This is a genomic window from Bacteroides zoogleoformans (assembly GCF_002998435.1).
In the GTDB taxonomy this organism is placed as follows: domain Bacteria; phylum Bacteroidota; class Bacteroidia; order Bacteroidales; family Bacteroidaceae; genus Bacteroides; species Bacteroides zoogleoformans.
In genome coordinates, this window is record NZ_CP027231.1 from 2,532,020 (window position 1) to 2,551,965 (window position 19,946).

At 45.8% G+C, this 19,946-nt stretch carries 19 protein-coding genes; 16 read left to right on the forward strand and 3 right to left on the reverse strand.

The genetic code is table 11. From position 1 onward, the window contains the following. The first annotated feature begins 1 nt into the window (after position 1). The 16 genes from C4H11_RS10530 to C4H11_RS10610 all read left to right on the forward strand — a co-directional run bounded on the left by C4H11_RS10530 (position 2) and on the right by C4H11_RS10610 (position 17,594). Positions 2 to 382 carry a hypothetical protein gene (locus tag C4H11_RS10530; RefSeq protein ID WP_106041851.1) on the forward strand — a complete coding sequence of 127 codons (381 nt, stop codon included), beginning with the start codon at positions 2 to 4 and terminating at the stop codon, positions 380 to 382. Positions 383 to 390: 8 nt separating this feature from the next. Then, the gene (locus tag C4H11_RS10535) at positions 391 to 936 is read left to right on the forward strand and encodes a hypothetical protein (RefSeq protein WP_106041853.1); all 546 of its coding nucleotides are present in this window, start codon (positions 391 to 393) and stop codon (positions 934 to 936) included. 59 nt (positions 937 to 995) lie between these two features. Beyond that, entirely contained in the window at positions 996 to 1,523 is a 528-nt protein-coding gene (locus C4H11_RS10540) for a hypothetical protein (RefSeq protein WP_106041855.1), read from the forward strand. Between the two features lie 59 nt (positions 1,524 to 1,582). Further along, positions 1,583 to 1,762: a hypothetical protein gene (locus C4H11_RS14205; RefSeq protein WP_205729994.1), complete on the forward strand. Its 180-nt coding sequence runs from the start codon at positions 1,583 to 1,585 to the stop codon at positions 1,760 to 1,762. A gap of 130 nt (positions 1,763 to 1,892) precedes the next feature. Then, positions 1,893 to 6,497: a phage tail tape measure protein gene (locus C4H11_RS10550; protein WP_106041859.1), complete on the forward strand. Its 4,605-nt coding sequence runs from the start codon at positions 1,893 to 1,895 to the stop codon at positions 6,495 to 6,497. Positions 6,498 to 6,499: 2 nt separating this feature from the next. Continuing rightward, positions 6,500 to 7,264 carry a hypothetical protein gene (locus C4H11_RS10555; protein ID WP_205729967.1) on the forward strand — a complete coding sequence of 255 codons (765 nt, stop codon included), beginning with the start codon at positions 6,500 to 6,502 and terminating at the stop codon, positions 7,262 to 7,264. A 565-nt stretch (positions 7,265 to 7,829) separates the two neighbouring features. Next, the gene (locus C4H11_RS10560) at positions 7,830 to 10,175 is read left to right on the forward strand and encodes a hypothetical protein (protein ID WP_129588303.1); all 2,346 of its coding nucleotides are present in this window, start codon (positions 7,830 to 7,832) and stop codon (positions 10,173 to 10,175) included. Positions 10,176 to 10,180: 5 nt separating this feature from the next. After that, positions 10,181 to 11,368 carry a hypothetical protein gene (locus tag C4H11_RS10565; protein ID WP_106041863.1) on the forward strand — a complete coding sequence of 396 codons (1,188 nt, stop codon included), beginning with the start codon at positions 10,181 to 10,183 and terminating at the stop codon, positions 11,366 to 11,368. 2 nt (positions 11,369 to 11,370) lie between these two features. After that, positions 11,371 to 11,682: a hypothetical protein gene (locus tag C4H11_RS10570; RefSeq protein WP_106041865.1), complete on the forward strand. Its 312-nt coding sequence runs from the start codon at positions 11,371 to 11,373 to the stop codon at positions 11,680 to 11,682. Beyond that, positions 11,679 to 12,749 carry a hypothetical protein gene (locus C4H11_RS10575; RefSeq protein ID WP_106041867.1) on the forward strand — a complete coding sequence of 357 codons (1,071 nt, stop codon included), beginning with the start codon at positions 11,679 to 11,681 and terminating at the stop codon, positions 12,747 to 12,749. Before C4H11_RS10570 ends, C4H11_RS10575 begins: the two co-directional genes overlap by 4 nt. A gap of 10 nt (positions 12,750 to 12,759) precedes the next feature. After that, the gene (locus C4H11_RS10580; RefSeq protein WP_106041869.1) at positions 12,760 to 14,214 is read left to right on the forward strand and encodes a hypothetical protein; all 1,455 of its coding nucleotides are present in this window, start codon (positions 12,760 to 12,762) and stop codon (positions 14,212 to 14,214) included. A gap of 99 nt (positions 14,215 to 14,313) precedes the next feature. After that, positions 14,314 to 15,009, forward strand: a complete 696-nt coding sequence (locus C4H11_RS10585) for an Lcl domain-containing protein (RefSeq protein WP_106041871.1) — start codon at positions 14,314 to 14,316, stop codon at positions 15,007 to 15,009. A gap of 66 nt (positions 15,010 to 15,075) precedes the next feature. Beyond that, the gene (locus C4H11_RS10590; RefSeq protein WP_106041873.1) at positions 15,076 to 15,771 is read left to right on the forward strand and encodes a DUF1566 domain-containing protein; all 696 of its coding nucleotides are present in this window, start codon (positions 15,076 to 15,078) and stop codon (positions 15,769 to 15,771) included. Positions 15,772 to 16,187: 416 nt separating this feature from the next. Beyond that, positions 16,188 to 16,670, forward strand: a complete 483-nt coding sequence (locus tag C4H11_RS10600) for a phage holin family protein (RefSeq protein WP_106041875.1) — start codon at positions 16,188 to 16,190, stop codon at positions 16,668 to 16,670. Then, on the forward strand, positions 16,657 to 17,172 hold the full coding sequence (locus C4H11_RS10605; protein ID WP_106041877.1) for a glycoside hydrolase family 73 protein: 516 nt from the start codon (positions 16,657 to 16,659) through the stop codon (positions 17,170 to 17,172). The genes C4H11_RS10600 and C4H11_RS10605 overlap by 14 nt, the downstream gene beginning before the upstream one ends. After that, positions 17,169 to 17,594 carry a hypothetical protein gene (locus C4H11_RS10610; RefSeq protein ID WP_106041878.1) on the forward strand — a complete coding sequence of 142 codons (426 nt, stop codon included), beginning with the start codon at positions 17,169 to 17,171 and terminating at the stop codon, positions 17,592 to 17,594. The genes C4H11_RS10605 and C4H11_RS10610 overlap by 4 nt, the downstream gene beginning before the upstream one ends. Before the next feature lie 125 nt (positions 17,595 to 17,719). Here C4H11_RS10610 and C4H11_RS10615 read toward each other — a convergent pair whose 3' ends face one another. Genes C4H11_RS10615 through C4H11_RS10625 form a run of 3 tightly spaced genes read right to left on the reverse strand, consistent with a single transcriptional unit; the run spans position 17,720 to position 19,922 of the window. After that, positions 17,720 to 18,259, reverse strand: a complete 540-nt coding sequence (locus tag C4H11_RS10615) for an IbrB-like domain-containing protein (RefSeq protein WP_394336037.1) — start codon at positions 18,257 to 18,259, stop codon at positions 17,720 to 17,722. After that, positions 18,256 to 19,530: a DUF3440 domain-containing protein gene (locus C4H11_RS10620; protein WP_106041880.1), complete on the reverse strand. Its 1,275-nt coding sequence runs from the start codon at positions 19,528 to 19,530 to the stop codon at positions 18,256 to 18,258. Before C4H11_RS10620 ends, C4H11_RS10615 begins: the two co-directional genes overlap by 4 nt. Next, positions 19,527 to 19,922, reverse strand: a complete 396-nt coding sequence (locus C4H11_RS10625; RefSeq protein ID WP_129588304.1) for a hypothetical protein — start codon at positions 19,920 to 19,922, stop codon at positions 19,527 to 19,529. Before C4H11_RS10625 ends, C4H11_RS10620 begins: the two co-directional genes overlap by 4 nt. Positions 19,923 to 19,946: the final 24 nt, after the last annotated feature.

Sequence of the window (19,946 nt, forward strand, 5' to 3'; positions counted from 1 at the left end):
TATGGACGAATACGATGTAATAGATTTTGTTTACGATGCTGTAGCTGCATCTATTCCAAATGTACTTGTGGTAAAAGACAAGTCCGAATCAGGAATGAGGGTTGAGCATGTTGTAATCAACAATATAACACATGTAGAGTCTGATTTTACCGGAAAAACACCCGTAAACATAAACATCTTCGTTCCGCTTAATCCAAACGGCATGATAAAGCGTCAGCGTATGAAAGAACTACGTCGAACTGTAAGGCGGTCTATCGACGCTATAAGCAGCAACGACGGTAATTGTAGGCAAGTCGAGGTTCTCTGGGCAGAAAAGATGTCAGAATTGAAAGAGGGGTTCGACTGTGTGAATATAAGAATTAATGTATTAACTGATAAATAAATTAAATTATGGCAGCAAAAAAAAGACCTATTGCGATGGGTGTGGCAGCAATCAGACTGGCCACGTATGGAGATGGTGTTCCTGGAAATGATTTCAAGGATTTACCTTTACCGTTCAAGGGAACTGTAGCGTTTAACTTCGCAGACCCCAAAGAAGTGAAAATCGAAACGGAAGGAACAGATGAGCCGTTGTATGTGACGTTCGTTAAAGACGCAACGGACTACATTGAATTCTCGATTCCTACTCCCGACAATGAGACTATAAAAATTCTTTGTGGGGGGACTATTAACAAAGGTGGGGCAAATAAGGACATTTGGGAACAAGGAACAACCTTCCCGAGTATCGTTAAAACTTTTCAGGCGGAAACTGTACCCCACAATGGATCTAAGGTTGTCTATACTATTGTACATGGAAAGATTATGGCTAAACTTAATCAGGCGCCCGGTGCAGAACAGCCTGAATTGCTGCTTGTACGTGTTTACAAGCAGGCGGCAATCGCAGAGAATGGAGATGTAAAAACAGCCTTTACTCGTGAAGTCGTTTCTATTCCCTAAGAATAATTTGTAGTCATTGATGGGCGGGGGATATTCTTCCGCCCTAATTTTAGAACGCTATGGATATACGATTATTGCAGCAGCTTGAAGCCGAAACAATATCAGAAAAGCCTCTGAAAATCCCCTTTAGCTTCGATAATATTGAACGGTTGCCCAAGGGAAAGAGTCCCGGTGATTGTATTGTTATTCGTCCGATAACCGTGCGCACATGGTTCTGTATTCGCCCGCTATTGCTTAAAATTGACAAGGAAGATCTTAGCCGGCTTATCAATAAACCGGGAGAAGTGGGCCCGGAGGTAGCGGAGGTGATGGATAAGTATGGCGAACTAATACTTGATATTGTTTGCCTGGGAATACACAATAAACCGAGCGACCCTCCCGCATGGTTCCGTGATGTATTGACGGATAATTGTACGTGGCAGGATATTCATGTATTATTAAACGCTATTCTATTCCGTATAGGGTTCTACCCTTTTTGCAAATCTATCATAACTCTTCGGAGTGTGAGCCCAATGGACGAGGCGGAGATGATAGCCGCCCGAAAGAATTTAGAAAGCTGGCATCTCTCTCGCAAGGAAGATTCTTAGTGTTGGTCCATGAGGCATTGGGGCTAACATATAAAGAAACACTTGAGTCGAGTTTTGTTTTGATTGAGGTAATGATGCAGGAATATGCATATATCACAAAAGAACGAAACAAGGCTTGCGAGAAAGGGTCGGACGAGGATGGGGATTATGAATGGGTGGAATTACCGTCCTTTGATAATCCGAACGAGATGATTCGGTATAAGAAATACCGGGATGTAGGTGATAAAATCAGAGGATGATTATATTTTAAATTGTGCGATAAGCGCCATGAGTTTGAATTTGGTTATTTGTGGGGAGGTTGCCTGTGATAGGTAGCCTCCCTGTTTGTTTATAAATCTCTCTGCCTTATTATATTTTAATGAAAAAGGTATGGGAATAGTAAATAGGGAAGGTGCATTATACATGGCCACCGGTATAGATAATTCCGGGTTATACAAAGGAAGACAAGAGGCCTTAGGCATTATTAAGGCTATGGCTGGGGAAATTACCAGCTTTGATGTGTTTGGAGGTATCGGTATTAGTGCCGGAATTGCTTTCGCTTCTGCGGCTAAGGATGCTTATGCTTTCGAGAAGCAGTTTGAATCATCCATGAAGGAGGTGGCTACAATCTCGGGTCTTGTAAAAGATAGCATGGATGCCACCAAGCAGAAAATAATCAGTTTGACTACTGATGAACAAATACCAATTGGTGCCAATGAGATGGCAAAAGCACTGTATGGTATCGTTTCCGCCGGGCATGATGGTGAACAGGGTATGCGGGTACTTGAAGTTTCGGCTAAGGCCGCTGTCGGAGGTATCACCGAAACAGCTACTGCTGCCGATGCTATTACCACTCTACTCAATGCTTATAAAAAAGATGCTTCCGAAGCCGAGAAGGTTTCAGATATGCTCTTCACGACGGCCAAGCTTGGTAAGACAACTTTTGGCGAGATGGGGAAAAGTATTGCGCAAGCTGCTCCTGTTGCCGCCGCCTATGGCGTAGAAATGGATCAGGTGCTTGCTGCGGTGGCGACATTGACGAAACAAGGTACGCCAACAGCACAGGCGATGACACAAATACGGGCTGCAATCGTAGGCGTATCTAAATATCTGGGAGATGGCGCATACGAAGCCATGACATTTCAAGAGGCATTGGAAAAGGTTCGACAGGAGGCTGGAGGAAGCGAAGCCAAGCTGCGTTCAATGATTCCGGAAATGGAGGCAGTGAATGGTTTGCTTGGTTTAACTGGAAAAAATGCACAAGAGGCTGCCGGTCATCTTGATGAGATGAAAAGATCTGTTGGTGCCACCGAAGAAGCGTTTAAGGAAATGGCAGATGGTGCAGAAAATCAACTTAAGCTTCTTGGGAATAATATAACCGCAATGTTCCGGCCAATGGGGCAAAAGATTCTTGAAGAAGTCTCCCGGGTGTCAACTGCCATCAATAAGGCGTTCAATGGTGGGGAGGTAGAAGATTCTTTACGGAAACTTGGCGATTTGGTAGTGATTGTTACAGGGGCATTGATAAGTTATAAGGGTTCCATCGCTGCCGTATCAGCAGCTAAGAAGGTTAACCTCGCAATTACAAGAGTTCTGACATCTGAAAGATCTGCAGAACAAACACGCTTAATTGTGTCGAAGGGGTTGCATTACACGGAAGCTGGGGCTATTGCGAAAAATACCAGTGCCCGTATATTGTTAACACGTGCTTTGAAAGCGCAAACCGTCGCCTATTTGAAGAATACAGCAGCTATGCTTACAAATCCATATATCCTGGCCGCTGCGGCACTTACTACACTTGGATATGGACTTTATAAATTAGCTACAATGGAGAGTGCTGCCGAGAAATCCACTCGGAGGCATCGGGAAGAGCAAGATAAATTCCGTAAATCAATCAATGAACGTAAACATCAATCGGAGGAGTTGCTGCGTATCATCCAGGACGAGTCGGAGACCGAGGAAAAGAAAATAGATGCATACTCTAAATTGCAAATACTATCTCCAGCCTTAACGACTGCATATAGTAAAGAAGCCCTTGCTGTACTTGAACTTGCTGAAGCCAACAAAGTACTGAACGCCGAGAGGGATAAACTTACACGGCAAAATATACAAAGTAATATTAAACGTTTGCAAGATGAACTGAAAGAGTTGAATAAACAAAAGAATGATGGAAGGAATAGTGGTGCAGTATCTCAATGGATGTTAGGGTCAAAAGTAGAAACTAAACAAGGGGAATTAAATAAGTATATTAAAGACCTGAGAAAAATAAAAGAGATTGAAAAAGAGGCTCGACCTGTTGAAGTGAAACTGGTTGAGGCAAAGGCTGATTTACAACAGATTCAAGAAGAATTTGAGAGAGCAAAAAAGAAATTGCAGGAAGAGCAAGAAAAACTCAAAAACAATCCTTTTTATACCATTCCCTTTAATGTAGAAATTGACGTATCCAATGCGGAGAAGAAACTGAAAGAAACGAAAGATAAAATAGCTTCTTTGACGAGTACTGAAACCGGTAGTAGCAATAGTAAAGATATTATCAAAAACAAGGTATACTGGGAAGGGGAAAAGAAAAAAACAGAGGATAATTTAGCCAAAATGGATGTATCCAAGAAAGGCTCCAAAGATTGGAATAAGCTTGTTTCTGATATTGCGAAGTATCAAAAAGAAATAGACAAGTATGAGGTTTTAAAGTCTGTTAAGCCGGGAATAGAAACAAAGAAAGCGGAAGAAAAGTTAACTGCTACCCTCACAGAACAGATGATTGAGCGCAAGCGTCGTTTGGAAGATTTACAAACGCAGATTGATGAATCCCGTATTAAGACAATGGCTGATGGCTCTGCTAAGACTATCGAAGAAATGGAAATTAACTTTGAGAAGGAAATGCAGACCATTGATCGCCAAAAAGAAGATGCCTTACGTAAGAATATAGATAATGCACGTACTGCTTTTGAGGCTGACCCTAAAAACAAAGACAGGTTTTTTGATGGATCTGGAATTAAACTTTCAGACGATGAAATAAGGTTGTTTGACGAGAAATATAAAGCAGCTATCGCCGTATGGGAGAAAAACCTTGCGGATTATAATCAAAACAGTAAAAAGTCATGGAATGAATACTTAAAAGAGTTTGGAGATTATCAGCAGAAGAGGCAAGCTATTCTTGATTTAGCGCAAGAGGAGTCTGAAAAGGCGGGAACAGAGGGGGAACGTAAATCCATCCTAAAACGTGCGCAAAATGAAATGGATGAACTCGATAATTCTATGCGCAATAGCTCTACTCTCATGGGGCAATTATTTGCTGATGCTTCGCAAAAAAGCGTAAATGAGATTCAAAAGATTGTTGATAAGGCTGAATTATTAATGCGATACCTTGAGTCTGTAAAAGACGAGAAGGGAAATGCTGTTATTGGAGGGAAGAAGGTATCAAAGAAGGAAATTCTTGATATAGGGATTAGCGATAACACTCTTCAAAACTTATCGAAATCACCTGAAAAGGTCGAAGCATTGCGTAATGGCATCAATAAGATGAAAGATGACCTTAAGGGAAAAAGTCCTTTTAAGATGTTTGAGACACAGATTGGAGATGCTATAAAGAAAATAAAGAAGGGGGGGAAAGGAAGTCTTGCACAAGGGATATCTGAAATAGGAAGTTCTATTGCTCAATTCTCTCCTGCGGTAAGTCAGTTTGGCAAAGATTTAGGAAATATTATAGGAAACGATGATTTAGGTAACAAGATATCCGGAGTGTCTGATGCTATTGGCGGACTGGGGCAAACGGCTATGGGGGTCGGACAAATCATGTCCGGAGATATTGTCGGAGGTGCCATGGCGGCGGTTTCTGGAATTTCACAAGTCGTTGATGCCCTAGATGGATTATTTGGTGCCGACTATGCCAAATACGAAGCTATGAAAGCACAATACGAAACACTAAATGCAATCTGGGATGAATTAATAGAGAAGAAACGTAAGTACATTGAGACGTCCTATGGAATAGAAGCGGTCAAAGTGAGTGAAGAGGCCAAACTGTTACAGAAAAAAACTATTGAGAGCCAACGCATTTTAGGGCGTGAGTTACTTAATTCTGGAGCATCTGCCGGTTCACACTCAATCGGTATTCGCATTTGGAAAAAAATGAATGATGAAGCGTGGAGACAAGCAAGAAGGGCATTAGGCTCAGATTGGAAAAACAAGTATAATGACAAAAGTCGAATGGAATGGCTGTTTGACCTTTCCGCCAAACAGTTGAGTAAATTAAAGGAGGCCGGTGTTTTTTGGGCGAAATTAGACGATGATGTACGAAGGTATCTTGACAATATTATAGAGGGACAAGAAAAATTGGACGAAATCAATGAACAGATGAAAAACCAGTTAACCAATACCTCGTTTGACTCCATGTATGAAAACTTCATCGATAAGCTAATGGATATGAAAAGTAGTACAGAAGATTTTGTCGATGATATAAATAGTTCGTTTATGCGAGCTTTCCTTGCGAATGAGATAGGAGCTAAGTATCGTGAAAAATTAAAGAAGTGGTATGATGGTTTCGCCGATGATTTGAAAGATGGAAAGTTGTCTGACGAAGAAGTGCAGAGGAGAAGAGAAGAGTATAAGAAATATGTAAATGACGCTATTAGGGATAGGGATAATATTGCAAAGGTAACAGGCTATACGGGAGACTCTGATGATAAAGGGGTTACCGGAAAACTTCAGGAAGCCCTTACAGAGGGAACCGCCAACCAACTGGTTGGACTATGGAATATGTCTGCTCTTGATATTCGTTACATTAAAGAACATCTTCAATCGATTCCACCGGAACACTTCAAATGTTGTGATGACATTCGTATGGATGTTGGGCAAATCATGCTTCTTGCGGCCGAAATTAAAAATAACACCGAGCGTACAGCTGATAATACGTATGGCTTGAAAGAAGAACTTCGAGAAATAAAGAATGAGATTACAGAGGTCAAGAAAAATACTAAAGGATATACTGGGAGGGGGTAGTTATGTATAAGTTTGATGATATAGATATTACATCTTTAGGGGCGATGCCTGGCAAAGTTCCGGGCGAATGTCTTGCTATAAGTGGGGTATTTGACCTGCCAAAGCGCGTTGGGGAGACAGAATATAATTGGGGGACATCGATAGAGCCTTTTGTTGAGGAAGCAGATATTAAATTAGACGGCCGAACTATCACGCTCGTTTGCGTGGTTGGTCATGATATGGTAGAAGATTTCAAACAGCACGCTATCGCATGTAGGAAGCTGACTACGAACTTTGGGGTGTTTGACGTGATACAGCGTGATGCTATATCCGTGGAAAGGCATGCAAATATTTGCATTGTTACGGTCAAATTATGGCAGCCAGAATATATCCCTGTGGAACTAACTGTAATTCCTTCCGGCGGCGCATATATGCTTATCGGCTTGTTTAATCTTGCTGATGATTTTGGGATATATATGAAATATAAAAGTGGAGTGAGAGATACTTCTAAAAGGATAGAGGTTCAAACCACCTCCTTGTATTCCTGCTCTATGTATAGAGAACCTCAGGATCTTTCTTTCTCCTGCTTTCTGAAGGCAGGAACCATGCAAGAAGCATATAGTAAGATGATGCAGTTTCATGCCCTTTGTGTGTCTCCCGGCATCAAGATGTTTACTGATGCGGAAAATAAACAGCACAAAATATATTTTAAAGATGAAATAAAATGTAAGACGATAGCGGACGGACTGCTGTCATTTGATTTGAAAATGCGTAAACTCAATGATTGATAAGATAGATATATACGGTTTGAGGGATGGGATTATTGCAAAAGTAGCCTCTATCCCTTGTGAAAATACGTTTCATAATTCTTCTTTGATGGCTAAAGATGAGTTGTCTGTATCTGTTGTCACCGATAGTCCTCTTCCTGTAAAGGCTGGGGACTATTGCACAATGGACGGAGTTGTATATCGTATGAATCGCGATGCTGAATTTACGCAAAAAACGGAAGTACAACATGAGTACTCAATTATTTTAGAGGCACCTATTTATACTCTTTTAGATAAGGTTTTTTGCAATCGTGTTACAGGCAGTACTAAGGTGGTATTGACCGGAAAACTCCGAGACTTCTTGGAGCTTCTTATGTGGAATGTAAACAAGTCGGAAGATAATCCTCTCGGAGTTGATACAGGGTGGAAAATAGGTTTATGTCCTGACACGGAATATAGAAATATAGTACTTGACGGGATATCATGTCGGGCTTCATTGGATGAATTCCGGAAAGCTTTTGATTTAGAGTACTACGTTACAAATAAGACAATAAACTTTGTTTCTCATATTGAGAATGAAACAGGGTTGACATTCATTCAAGGTCGTGGTGGTGGCTTGTATTCCCTTGAACAAAAAAATGTTGATTCGGGAGATGTCGTTACGCGCTTATTCCCAAAAGGCGGAAAGGAGAATGTAATACCCGGAGAAGGAGACGAAGATGGACGATTGGTTTTGCCGGAGAAATATATTGAGGATTTTACCGAAACAACAAAAGTAGTAGAGCGTGTTGTTGTATTTGATGATATACATCCTACCTTTCAGGGTAAGGTGGGCGTTTTGAGCGATGCAAATAACAAGTCGTTTATTTGCGCAGAAATAGATTTTGATATCAAAGAACTTGCGGTAGGGTCTGATGCACGCGTTAACTTCCTAACAGGAGACCTGATGGGTAAGGCTTTTGAGTTTAAGTGGAACAATGAGGCTAAAAAGATAACGCTTATAGGTCAGATTGATGAGTTAGCAGTAATTGATCCCAAGACGAAATCAAAACCCGTTATTCCTGATGCAAATAAATATCTCCGCGGGGGTGAACTATTCACCCTCATCGGACTTCGCATGTCCGGTACATACAAGGCGAATGCTGTTGATAAATTGCGCCAGAAGGGGGTGGAATGGCTTGGATATAACTGCCGGAAGCGTGTTAAGTATAGCCTCGAAGTAGATTACAGAATTTTGAGAGGCAAGCGCTCTTTATCTGTAGGTGATCTTGTAACAGTCAAAGATGAAAAACGAGGCATTAACTCCACCATTCGTATAACCTCTACCGAGAAGAATTTGCTTACTGGAAAAATCTCTTGTATTGTATCGAACTATCTTGATGAGAAATGGGAGAAGAAGATAGAAGGGCAAATAGCGTCTACTCAAGCAGCTATATCCGGTGGGGTATCTTCCGGTAATGTTGATATTATAGAGGAAAACGATGCTCGAGAATGTACTGACCGAAGAGTGTTCTCTTCATTAAGGACAATCAAGGAACTCCTTAACCGCTCTCTTTCCAAGACCCACTCCGACCGTACCCCTTATTCGTTGGTGGTAGGTCAGGACTTGGAAGTGGAACATTTAATTAAGGCGCTCACAAGACTTGAAGTCGGCGAAGCCGTGGATTCTCTCCTGGCTGGCAAGGGCATAATTGCAGAGAACGGGAGGATTCAGGCAGACCGCATGGAGTTGCGGTCGTCGCTGACTGTCTTGCGCCTTATCATCAACGAGATTCAGGCGATGGCCGGAGACTACTCTTTCTCCGACTGCGGATACATCGAGCGTGTGGACAAGATAGACGGCACCACGTACAAGCTATGGATGGAGAAGCGCACGGATACCGACTGGACTAACTTGGATGAGCACGATGTGCTGTTGTCCATCGTCAACAGCCTGCTGACAGGCGGCACCGACTATTACTCCTCCTGGTTCCGCTGCGTGTCCAAGAACCGCAACGAGAACTCGCTGACTGTCGTGCTTTATCCCGACAGCGAAGTACCGGGTGGCAAGAACTATCCTCCCGTTTCGGGGTATAACGTGACACGCAAGGGCAACGCTACCATGCCCGAAGCCGGAGAGACGAACGAGCGTGCGCAGAGCTGGCTCATCTCATCAAGGGAGGGGCGTATCATGTTTTTGCAAAACGTATTCAAGCCGATACTGGAGGATTACAACTACGCAATAAGCATCGGCCGCTTCCCGTCCGTGAAGATGATACGCAAGCTGCCCATCTCCCCTACGGACGTGGGCATCATGGCAAAAACCATCGTTGCCGAGAATTTCTATCAAGCCGACTGGAACGGTGACATCATCCCCAAGAAAGTAGACCGTGGCGAATGGTCGCTTGCCGTTGCGCAAGGCGAATCGCCCTACCGCAACGTGTCGCATGAGGTGACGCTGGAGAATCAGTCGGTAGTCACCCAATTGGAGCAACATACCGTCTACCATTACGGCTGCAAATGGGGCTGTGTCATCGACAAGACTGCGGATGAGCCGAAGTGGAACGCCCCAGGATGGATATTGCTCGAAGGGGATAAGAACTACCACCTTGATTTCACCTCCACCAACGGATGGCAGTTCTTCCACCGCTCGGTCGATACCGTCGTTTCGGCGGTAGTCAGCTACGGCAACCGTGACATCACCGAGGTACTGATGGCTTCCGACGGCGTGCAGGTGGAGTGGCTGCGTGATACGGGCAACGTGCCCGCCGATAATGCTTGGCAACCTACCTACGTGGACGGAAAGAAATATGCCATCCACCTTACAAGGGCTGACATGGGCAGCGAGTGGGGCGTATCGGTGCGCAAGGTGCGTTTCGTGTGCCGGGTATTCATCCCGATAGGTGGAGGCAAATTTGAAAAGACAGAAAATTATATAGGTTTTAAAATATAAAAGCGATGATAAACAGTACACCTAAAGACATCCCCGTATATATCGACCCCTATTCGTTCATGGCCGATATACAGGTTCTCGCCGGCAACCCGGTGCAGAACTACAACAAGGACAGCAACACCTACGAGCCCGACCGTGCGTTGATACCCTGCTTGCTCATGCCCTACGTTTCTGTATCAGACCCCGAGGGCGTCATGGGCGGCATACGGGAGATAACCGGTGCGGAGTGGTACGAGGGAGCGCCAAAGGCGGACGGCAGCAACCGTATCGTAAACGGTACGGACTATCAGATATCCGCCGCCGGCAAGCCGCAATACTCCTTGACCGTCAAGAAGAACATCGACTACAATTCGCCTGTCGAGATACACTGTATCCTCTCGTTTACCGACACGAGGCGAAACAAGCAGGTGGATGTGGAGAGAAGCATCGTCCTTCGGACTACCATCTTCGACGGCAAGAACTACTCTTTGAAGACGGACAGGCCAGCAAGCTACACCGTCAACCCGCTGGCCGTAACCCCCGATGCGGGGGGCAGGTGGATAGAGGAGATTACGGCGCGGCTCTATTCGGGAGCCACCCCCGTGCCGGACGCCAACGCCGCCTATTGGTGGGAGGTACTCGACAAGGGCGCCTGGCGCGAGTTCAACGAGGCGGAGCTTGCGTTCTGCGTGGACGGCAAGACCGGCGGGATATGGGGCAAGAAGCTCACCATAGACACCCGTTTCATGCGGCATGAATCGTTCCGTTGCCGTGCGGCCTACTACAATGGAGTACGCCCCACCGCCCCGAGTGACGATTCCCTGCAGTGCGTCACCTCCATCAAGGTGGAGATGCCCAAGACGCTGGGCGTTGACATCGTCCAGACCAAGGGATTCAAGGTGTCGGCCACGCTTGCCACCCCGGTAAGCTTCACTTGCTACATACCCTACAACAAGGGATATATAGGCGTGGAGCAAGACCATCTGTTTGCCATCACATGGTTTGTCCGCTCCCTTAAACCGGGCAATTCGCCTGTCATGGCCGGCAGCGGACGCAACTGTGATTTCGTCCCTTCCTCGTTCGGCTTCGACCCCAACTATCCCATGCAGGTGTATGCGGAGGTAAAGCTGTATGCGGAGACGGCGGCGGTGATGAGCGGTGACAGCTATGTATATAGTGGTGATAACCTGATTGTACAACCTTTATACGAATAGATATGAATTACTTATTGGTCAAAGAAGAACAGTTAACAGGCAAGGATTACGACTACCGCTATGCGGAGCGAATCCCCGACGGGAGGATAATCCTGCCATTGAGTGCCTTGAAAGTGCTTTCCGGCTTTGCCCCGGAAGTCCTGTCGGACGAAGACCTGAAAGCCTTGATAAAGGAGCAGCAAGAGAGTGGCGTGTATGACACCCAAGCGGGCGGCAATCCCGAAGGACAGCCCGCATCGGATGGTGAAGAAGAGACCGGTTCCGGCACGGAGGAGGAAGTGGATAACGAAGCAGAGGAAGGAGGTGCGGTATGAACTTAGATGGTGGATTTGAATTAATAGGGTTGCTTGATGGTACGACCGTCAACGGCATATTACGGGTGGAGGGCACTCCGCTCGTCCAAAGGTACAACAAAGGCACGAATGTCTTTATACCCGACTTCGAGGCGATGGCGGAGAATGTCCGCCCTACGGTAGTATTGATATTGGTCGATACGGCATCGGGTGCGGTTCTCACTCCCCAATCGATAGAGTTCCGGTACAACGGGATGCAGCTTACGTTCGGAGCTAACGGGTTGAGCGACAATCCAGGTCTTGTGGGCTTCTTTAAGAAGATAGACGCCTACAGCGCCAACATCGGCGGCCAGACCTATAACCTGCCTGCCTTGCGTGTGATGAAGAACCTTGTGCCCATCTCCGGATATGACAATGACCGTATCACTGTATCAGGAACAATAGAAATAGGCGGTGCGTCCATCGCCTTTCAGGAGCTGTCAAAGGAGGTAGTCATCCAAGAGAGTACCGGCAACCAGTATGATGTGCTTATCAGCAACAACAAGGGGTCTCGGCTGGTGACTGCCGGTGAATCGCTTACGGAGAATGTGAGGGTATTCAAGGACGGTGTGGAGATGACGGACTACTCCGGGTTTACGTTTGAATGGTACAAGATGCTTGGTTCGGGCGATGAAGCGTGGGGTACTGGGAGAACCAAGAATGTGGCCACCGGCGATGTCAACAACGTGTTGAAGCTCCGTTGCGACGTGAAGAGGAGCGGTACGCTGCTGGCTTCCGGCTACGATGAGATAACCGACTTCTCCGACCCCTACTTGATGCGGGTGAAGATAAGCGGCATTCTCGGCAATACCGTTCGCCGTGGAGAAACGGCTGTACTTACACCTGTTGCGGTGAAGCGCAGCACGGGAGAAGAAGTACCGTCTCTCATTACCAATTGGAATTTTTCTATAAAAGACAATGCCGGTGCGCCTTTTGTCCTGACAGGAAAGAGTGCGGCGAACTTCACGGCGGATAAGGCATCAGTGACCTATGAAGACATGGTACGGGCGAAGATGGGGCTTTCGGGCGTTATTACGGGCGTTTATTAATAGACTGCGTATGTTACTTAGTGAGACCATATATTTGAAGGCGGAAGCAGAAAGGGTGTGGATTGAAGCCAATCCGGGCGCCGTGTCGGTGGATGCCAACAACATCCAATCGACCCCCCTTGTCATCCGCCTGTGGATGGGCGAAGGCAGTACCAAGGTGGCGGTACAGGCCTACCTCACCCTTAAGGTGGAGAGCGTTGCAGGTACAAACGTAACCACGCTGTACACGTACAAATCCCCGTCCAAGGTGAGTGAGTTCAGCTACACCATCCCTGCCGACAAGTATGCCACGGCCAACCGCATCAGCGTGTATGCCTATGAGGACGGTGCCCGTACAAAGGAGATAGACGCCAGGCTGGTAAACGTCATTGCGGACAACCCGATACCGTTTCCCCGCCCGGAGGCGTGGGCGCCGGGGCTTACCTACAAGAACGGCGAGATACTGATGCTCGACGGGCAGGTGTACATGTGGATGAGCCGCATACCGGGCAATACGGCGGTGAACCCGAAGATAGACGTGTCAAGCGCAAGCCCGTCGGGCAAGTGGAAGGCGTATCAGCATTGGCCGTTGCTCTCCACAAGCATCCTGATGGCGCAGTTTGGGCTTATAGGCAGTGCCGTTTTTAAGGATGAGTATATGTACTCGCAATACGGCGTTGACGCTAACGGTGGGCATACGGAGGACTACCGCAACTTCGGGACGCCTGCCTTTACCCCTAGCCTGATGATTGACCTGATGCGGGGGATACTGCGATGCGCGAATGCCAACATAAAGGGCACAATAGACGCTACCGCAGGGAAGATAGGAGGGTTCGACATCGGTGCTGGGCGCATAGGCTCGATAGCGTCCGCTACGGGCGAAGCAGGAGGATTGAGCATATATGATGATTTTATCAGAGTCGGTGGGCCTGATTGCTACGTCATGAGTGGCGACAATGTCTTTCCGGCAAGTCTCGGCGGGGCGTTCAACGCCGCCATGCGGGTTACCAACAAGATAGCAAATACGGACGCCGGCTACGGATTCGACGTGGCCAATTACGGGATTTATGCGGATGTGCGTAACGGGACGAAGAACTATGCTTTGTTCAGCCCGAATGCCCCTGTAAGGGCGACATCCGTATATGGCACTACCGCGCAACTGTTGACAATAAGCGGCAATTCTTATGAAATTGACCTCTCCAAGGGGAATGTGTACTTCATCAGATGCCCTGACAACACATATAATATCAATCTTCCGAATGAGAATTCTGTACGCCGCATGTTCGGCTACAGTTCTTTACCTTCGGATTTCGCCTTTATGTTCACGGTCGTAGCCTATCCGGGGACGCGGTGGTTTGTGCTGAATGCTATCCGCAACCAAGATAACAACAACGAGAATATAGAAATGCACGAGGGTGATACCGTCATGTTGTTGCTGACTAAGGTCGGGGGATTCCGTTACCAGATGATTAGCCATAAATCTTAGTGTCAATAAGATAATATTTTACAAAACGAGAATAAAAACAAAATGTTAAACCCGTCCCGATTTTATAGCAAAAATGACGGACGATAAAAGTAACAATGTATGATTAAGACAGTGAATCTTGACAGTGTGATAAGCCGAGAACTCCTGGAGCAGAAGTTAGCCATACCTGCCGGTATGGACTTACCAAAGGTGTCAACGGATGGTGTATTTATCATGTTCCATCGCAAAAGCGACGATTCCCAGCTAATGGTTAAACCTAACAAATGGACGAGTTATCAAAACGGCGGTGAGATAGCTGAGGGCGTGGTAGTCGTTGATGGCGGCAAAATCTTAGTGGTCGCACCTACCGAAGCGTCGCTGTACTGGAGTGGTGCATCCGTTAGTGCAGGCGGAAAAACGACAACCGACAGATTAACGGCGTTAGACGATTGGGCGGGCAAAGCAAATACAGCAGCACAGATTACACATGCCGAATGTCAGGGAGTAGGTTATGCACCGGGCTACTGTGCGCAGTACAGCCGCATAAATGCCAACGGGCAAGGACTGACCGCCGGGCATTGGTGGTTGCCATCATTAGGGGAGTTGATGATGATTTACGCCAATATGCGTAAAATCAATTATGCGTTATCTTTAATTAATGGGGCAACCCCATTAGCCGAAACGTGGTACTGGAGCAGTACAGAGCACAGTAAGATCTACGCGTGGTATCTGCACTTCAATTACGGCTACTTATTCGGCAATCTTAAGGCTACGACCCAGGGCGGAGTTAGGCCTGTGTCCACATTTATCGCATAATTACGGGGTACATATTGGCATCATATAGTCTTAATCATATACTTTGGACGATAAAAGTAACAATGTATGATTAAGACAGTGAATCTTGACAGTGTGATAAGCCGGGAGATGTTGGAGCAGAAGTTAGCCATTCCTGCCGGGATGGACTTACCAAAGGTGTCAACGGATGGGGTATTCATTATGTTCCACCGCAAAAGCGACGATTACCCGTTAATGGTTAACCCGGACAAATGGACGAGTTATCAAAACGGCGGTGAGATAGCTGAGGGCGTGGTAGTCGTTGATGGCGGCAAAATCTTAGTGGTCGCACCTACAGAAACTACGCTGCGATGGAGCAGTGCAGCCGTTAGTGCAGGCGGAAAAACGACAACCGACAGATTAACGGCGTTAGACGATTGGGCGGGTAAGGCAAGCACCGCTGCGCAAGTTACCCACGCCGAATGTAGCAGCACAAGTTACGCACCTGGATTTTGTGCGAAGTACAGCCGCGTAAACGCCAACGGCAAAGGTCTGACCGCCGGGCGTTGGTGGTTGCCATCATTAGGGGAGTTGATGATGATTTGCGCAAATATGCGTAAAATCAATTATGCGCTATCGCTTATTAACGGCGCAACGCAGTTAGCCGAAATGCAGCACTGGAGTAGCACCGAGCATAGTGAGACCTACGCGTGGTATTTGAATCCTAACTACGGTACCGTGGACGGCGATGTTAAGAGTGCGTGCCAGTACAGAGTTCGTCCCGTTTCAGCATTTTTATATTAGTAGTAGGCGGGAAACCGCCTACTAACTATAATTCTTTCCATCCAGACCAGCCGGTAGGCACTTTGTAACAAAGAGGCGCTTGCCATGCGCAAGGCTACCGGTAAAAAGCTTGGCAGGGAAGTCGGAAGCAAGAACAGTCACTACAAGCTGACAGAAAAGGAAGCTCTTATCCGGACAATGCTTGCATATAGGTATTCCAAATCGGCAATATGTCGCAAGCTGAAATGCAATCCAAAGACGTTGAATGACCACTTAAAAAGAATGGATAGAACCATTGACGTTTAGGAATATAATATTATCTTTGCGTTGTAATTATGCCCTTGACAGCCATTTTCAGGTTGTCGGGGCTTTTTTATGCCCGCCGTACAGCAAAGTATTGAAGTTTTTAATTTTAAATAATGTTAAACGATTAAATTATGAAAGGATTGAATGAGCTGTTTGTCGTGGCGTGGATGCTATTCGGCATCTACATCGAGGTGTTTATTATGATAATGGCAGACCTATGGAGCGGTGTGCGCAAGGCCAAGGCGCGGGGCGAGGTAAGGTCAAGTTTTGGATACAAGAAAACTATCGACAAGATAGCCAGATACTATAACGCACTGATTGCGCTTAGCGTTATTGACGTTATGCAGATGGGCGGAGTATGGTATCTGCATTGTTATTATGGATGGTCGGTGCCCATCTTCCCTGTAGTGACACTGTTCGGGGCGTTGGGTATCTCACTCGTGGAGCTTAAGTCTATCTATGAGAAAGCCAACGAAAAGGTGCGCAATGAATATAAAGAGGTTGCTGCACTCGCTGCCGAGATAGCCAAGAACCGCACCGAGCCCGCCGAGATAGCACAGGCGATAATCGAGTATATGAATAAGGGTAAGGAGGTACGCAATGAAGCCGAATGAATTTGTAAGGTGGATATATCCGCAAGCCAAGAAGATGGGAGAAATCGACCCCGTGTTTGTCACCGCACAGGCTGCACTGGAAAGCGGCTGGGGAAAGTCTGCAATAGGCAATAACCTCTTCGGCATCACCAAGGGCAGCACGTGGCCCGGTGCCGTACAACTGGTAACGACTACCGAGTACTTCTCACGCCCGGATGTAGCGTTCAAAGCCCCCGAAAAGGTGATTCAGGTGGTTAAACTGTCGGAGTACCGGTACAAGTACACCGTTAAGCGACTGTTCCGTGATTACGACAGCGTGGCCGATTGTCTTGCCGACCACTTCATGCTGCTTCAGCGTCCGCAGTTTGCCGACGCTTGGCCGTACCGGAAGAATCCCGAACTTTTTGTCTGCAAGTTAGTGGATAACGTAGGAGGCAAGTATGCCACTGCACCGGATTATGCGGACATCATGGGTAAGGTGTTTAATATGGTCAGACGAATCGTAAAGGAGGAAGGATTATGACGGGAAAAGAATACCAAGAAGCCAAACGCCTTTTGCATATAGGTTGCATAGCTGTTATCCTTATGATGCTTATGTTACTGTTGCATGGGTGCTCATCCGTCAGGTACGTGCCCGTAGAGACAACTAAAATAGAGTATCGTACCCGCGACAGCATCCGGTATGACAGTATATACAAGCATGACAGTATATACGTCCTTGATAAAGGAGACACCGTATATAAGTATATCAAGCTGATGGAGTATCGATACCTCTTTATCAATAAGACGGACACCGTCCTACAAACAGATAGTGTGCAAGTGCCCTACCCCGTCGAAAAGAAACTAACCAAATGGGAAAGTGTTAAGCTTGATATGGGCGGTTGGATGTTCGGGGCGTTGATTGTGCTTTTGCTGTACATCTTGTACAGGCGACATATTAAGTAGATGGTACTTTTTGTTCACAGTAAAGGCGGCCACCCGTGATGGGTAGTCGCCTTTATTGTTGATTGAGCAAAAATGTTAGAATATTATGCGCACAAAATGAAGTTATTTATGCGTAAGAGTCTGATTTATTCATTTTTAAATCCTTCTGAAAAATCTTTGTTCATGAATAATTCAGCAAGCCCCGTTATCTGCTTCAAGCGAAGCAATTCATCTGCATCCATTCCGATATTCTTCATTATCCAAGCATCCGACATGCCGGATTTGGTTAATTCCGCAACAATATTACTCATCAGCTCTACATCATGAGAGCCGCGGGCACGGTTATGACGAATGGTAGATGCCATACGATTTGATACATCTTTTTCAATAACGACTACCGGCATCATCCCGTTTTCGCGTTCGTAGATATCCCGATGCTTCAGCATGACCGTATAGCGGTGAAAGCCATCTACAATTTCGTATTTGTCTATATCCGCAAGGTAATAGCACACTATCGGCATCGTATATCCGTCCTCCTTGATCGATTGATAAAGCAGCTTCATTTCCGGAGGAGCAACACTGTTAGGATTATAACTGTTTGCCTGTATTTTTTCTACCGGTATGGCTTTTACATTATATACCGGGCTTTTATATTCTGATTTCTCTTCAAATAAATCTTTCATCATAATATATTCTTATATTTTTCCATTATTGCTTTTCGTCTTTCCATCTCATGCTTAGTCTGGGAGAATCCCATATACTTACACAAATGGTCGTTCTTCATAATGCATATACACATCCGCTTGTATGTAGGTATCTCTTTGAACTCGGCAATATCGATGTCATCTATATACTTCATCCGGACCGGTTTTTTGTCTGTCTTGTAATTAGTGCTATCCTCTACAGTTATATCAATGCCAGCATCACGTAGCTTATTGATCGTATCATCAGATAATACACCACCTCTCTCTTGCCAGAATTTCATAGAGGTTGCAAGTTTAGTTCTATATCCCTCTGCTGTTTCTGGCGGAAGTGTATCAAGCAGGAAATACATATAACTTTCCCACGTATGGCCTTTAGGAAGAGTTATCGAGTTCCATCCCATCGCAGTAGTTCCACCGTATATGCCGGTGAAGTTAACGCCATTAACCCTGCTGACGAGTTTTCCCCATGTATGTGGCTCAATGACGCGATATAGTTTTAAACTCCCTTGGGCGGCAGATAAGAAGGGACTTGCAACGCGCATCTTTTCGAGTGGAACTCCAGCTTTGTAATATAGGTCATACAGTTTATTATACGACCAGCAGAAACGTGCATTTGCCGTCCAAACATCTGTTGTGAGCCAATCGAATATCGGGTATGCGTTGTAAACATTATCAGACATTTCTTTTGTCCACTCCAAACCTTCATAATTCCGATAGTTCCTATCGCTATGGATAGCCCGCCACCGGTTTAAACTTTCTTGTGTGCGTATACCTACAAGGCAGCAGGTTCTTTTTGCTCCTGTACGCTGATGAAGCCATTGCCCGAACTTTTCTTGGAATTCATAGTCCCACATATCTTCCCGGAAGAAATCGAAATCATCCTTTGTGTAACATCCATCCGGCATACCGCTTACCCATATATCCCGCTTGGATTCCTCCCACGGCCTCCAATGGTCTTGATACATTGACGTACATGTAGGCACTTTGAAGGGAACACAAACGCGATACACGTCTAATATATCAGAGTTGGAGGCGAGGGTATCGTTAACGTATTGCGTAGTGAATTCGTATTGCGCCTCATAGTCCATGTGAAACACTCCAAGACGACGGCCAGGGTAATACTTCCGTATGTAATCAATGCAAAGGTTTAGAAGTACTCCGCTATCTTTACCACCCGAGAAAGATACATACACGTTGTCGAACTCAGAGAATACTCTGTTAAGACGTTCTATTGTTAATTCATGCACATTCATTTGTTTGTATTGAAGTATCTAACGTAGTTAACCCATTCGAATACAGGCTTAAATCCGCATTCTTTTAATGCTGATTCATCAACCCTTTGCGTAATAACCTCTATAGGACTTCCTTTGAAGTTCTTTAATGCCGCGCTAAGCATGGTTTTAAATACCTCCTTGTCACGGTTGTTTACATGATAATTATTTATCTCCACAACGCCCTTTTTAGGTAAGCAAGGCAGAAATCCGATGCATTCCCCTTTTTCTTCGACAGCAACAACCCATGTGTGTTTTGGTGATGTTTTGAAAGCTGCTCCGCGGTTTTGGCGGAGAACGGAGGGGGACATGACGAGAGGAGCGACAATAGTATATAGCCTTTCTTCTACTCCATTGAGAATTATTATTATCATGACGGCAATCATTGGTTGCCACAA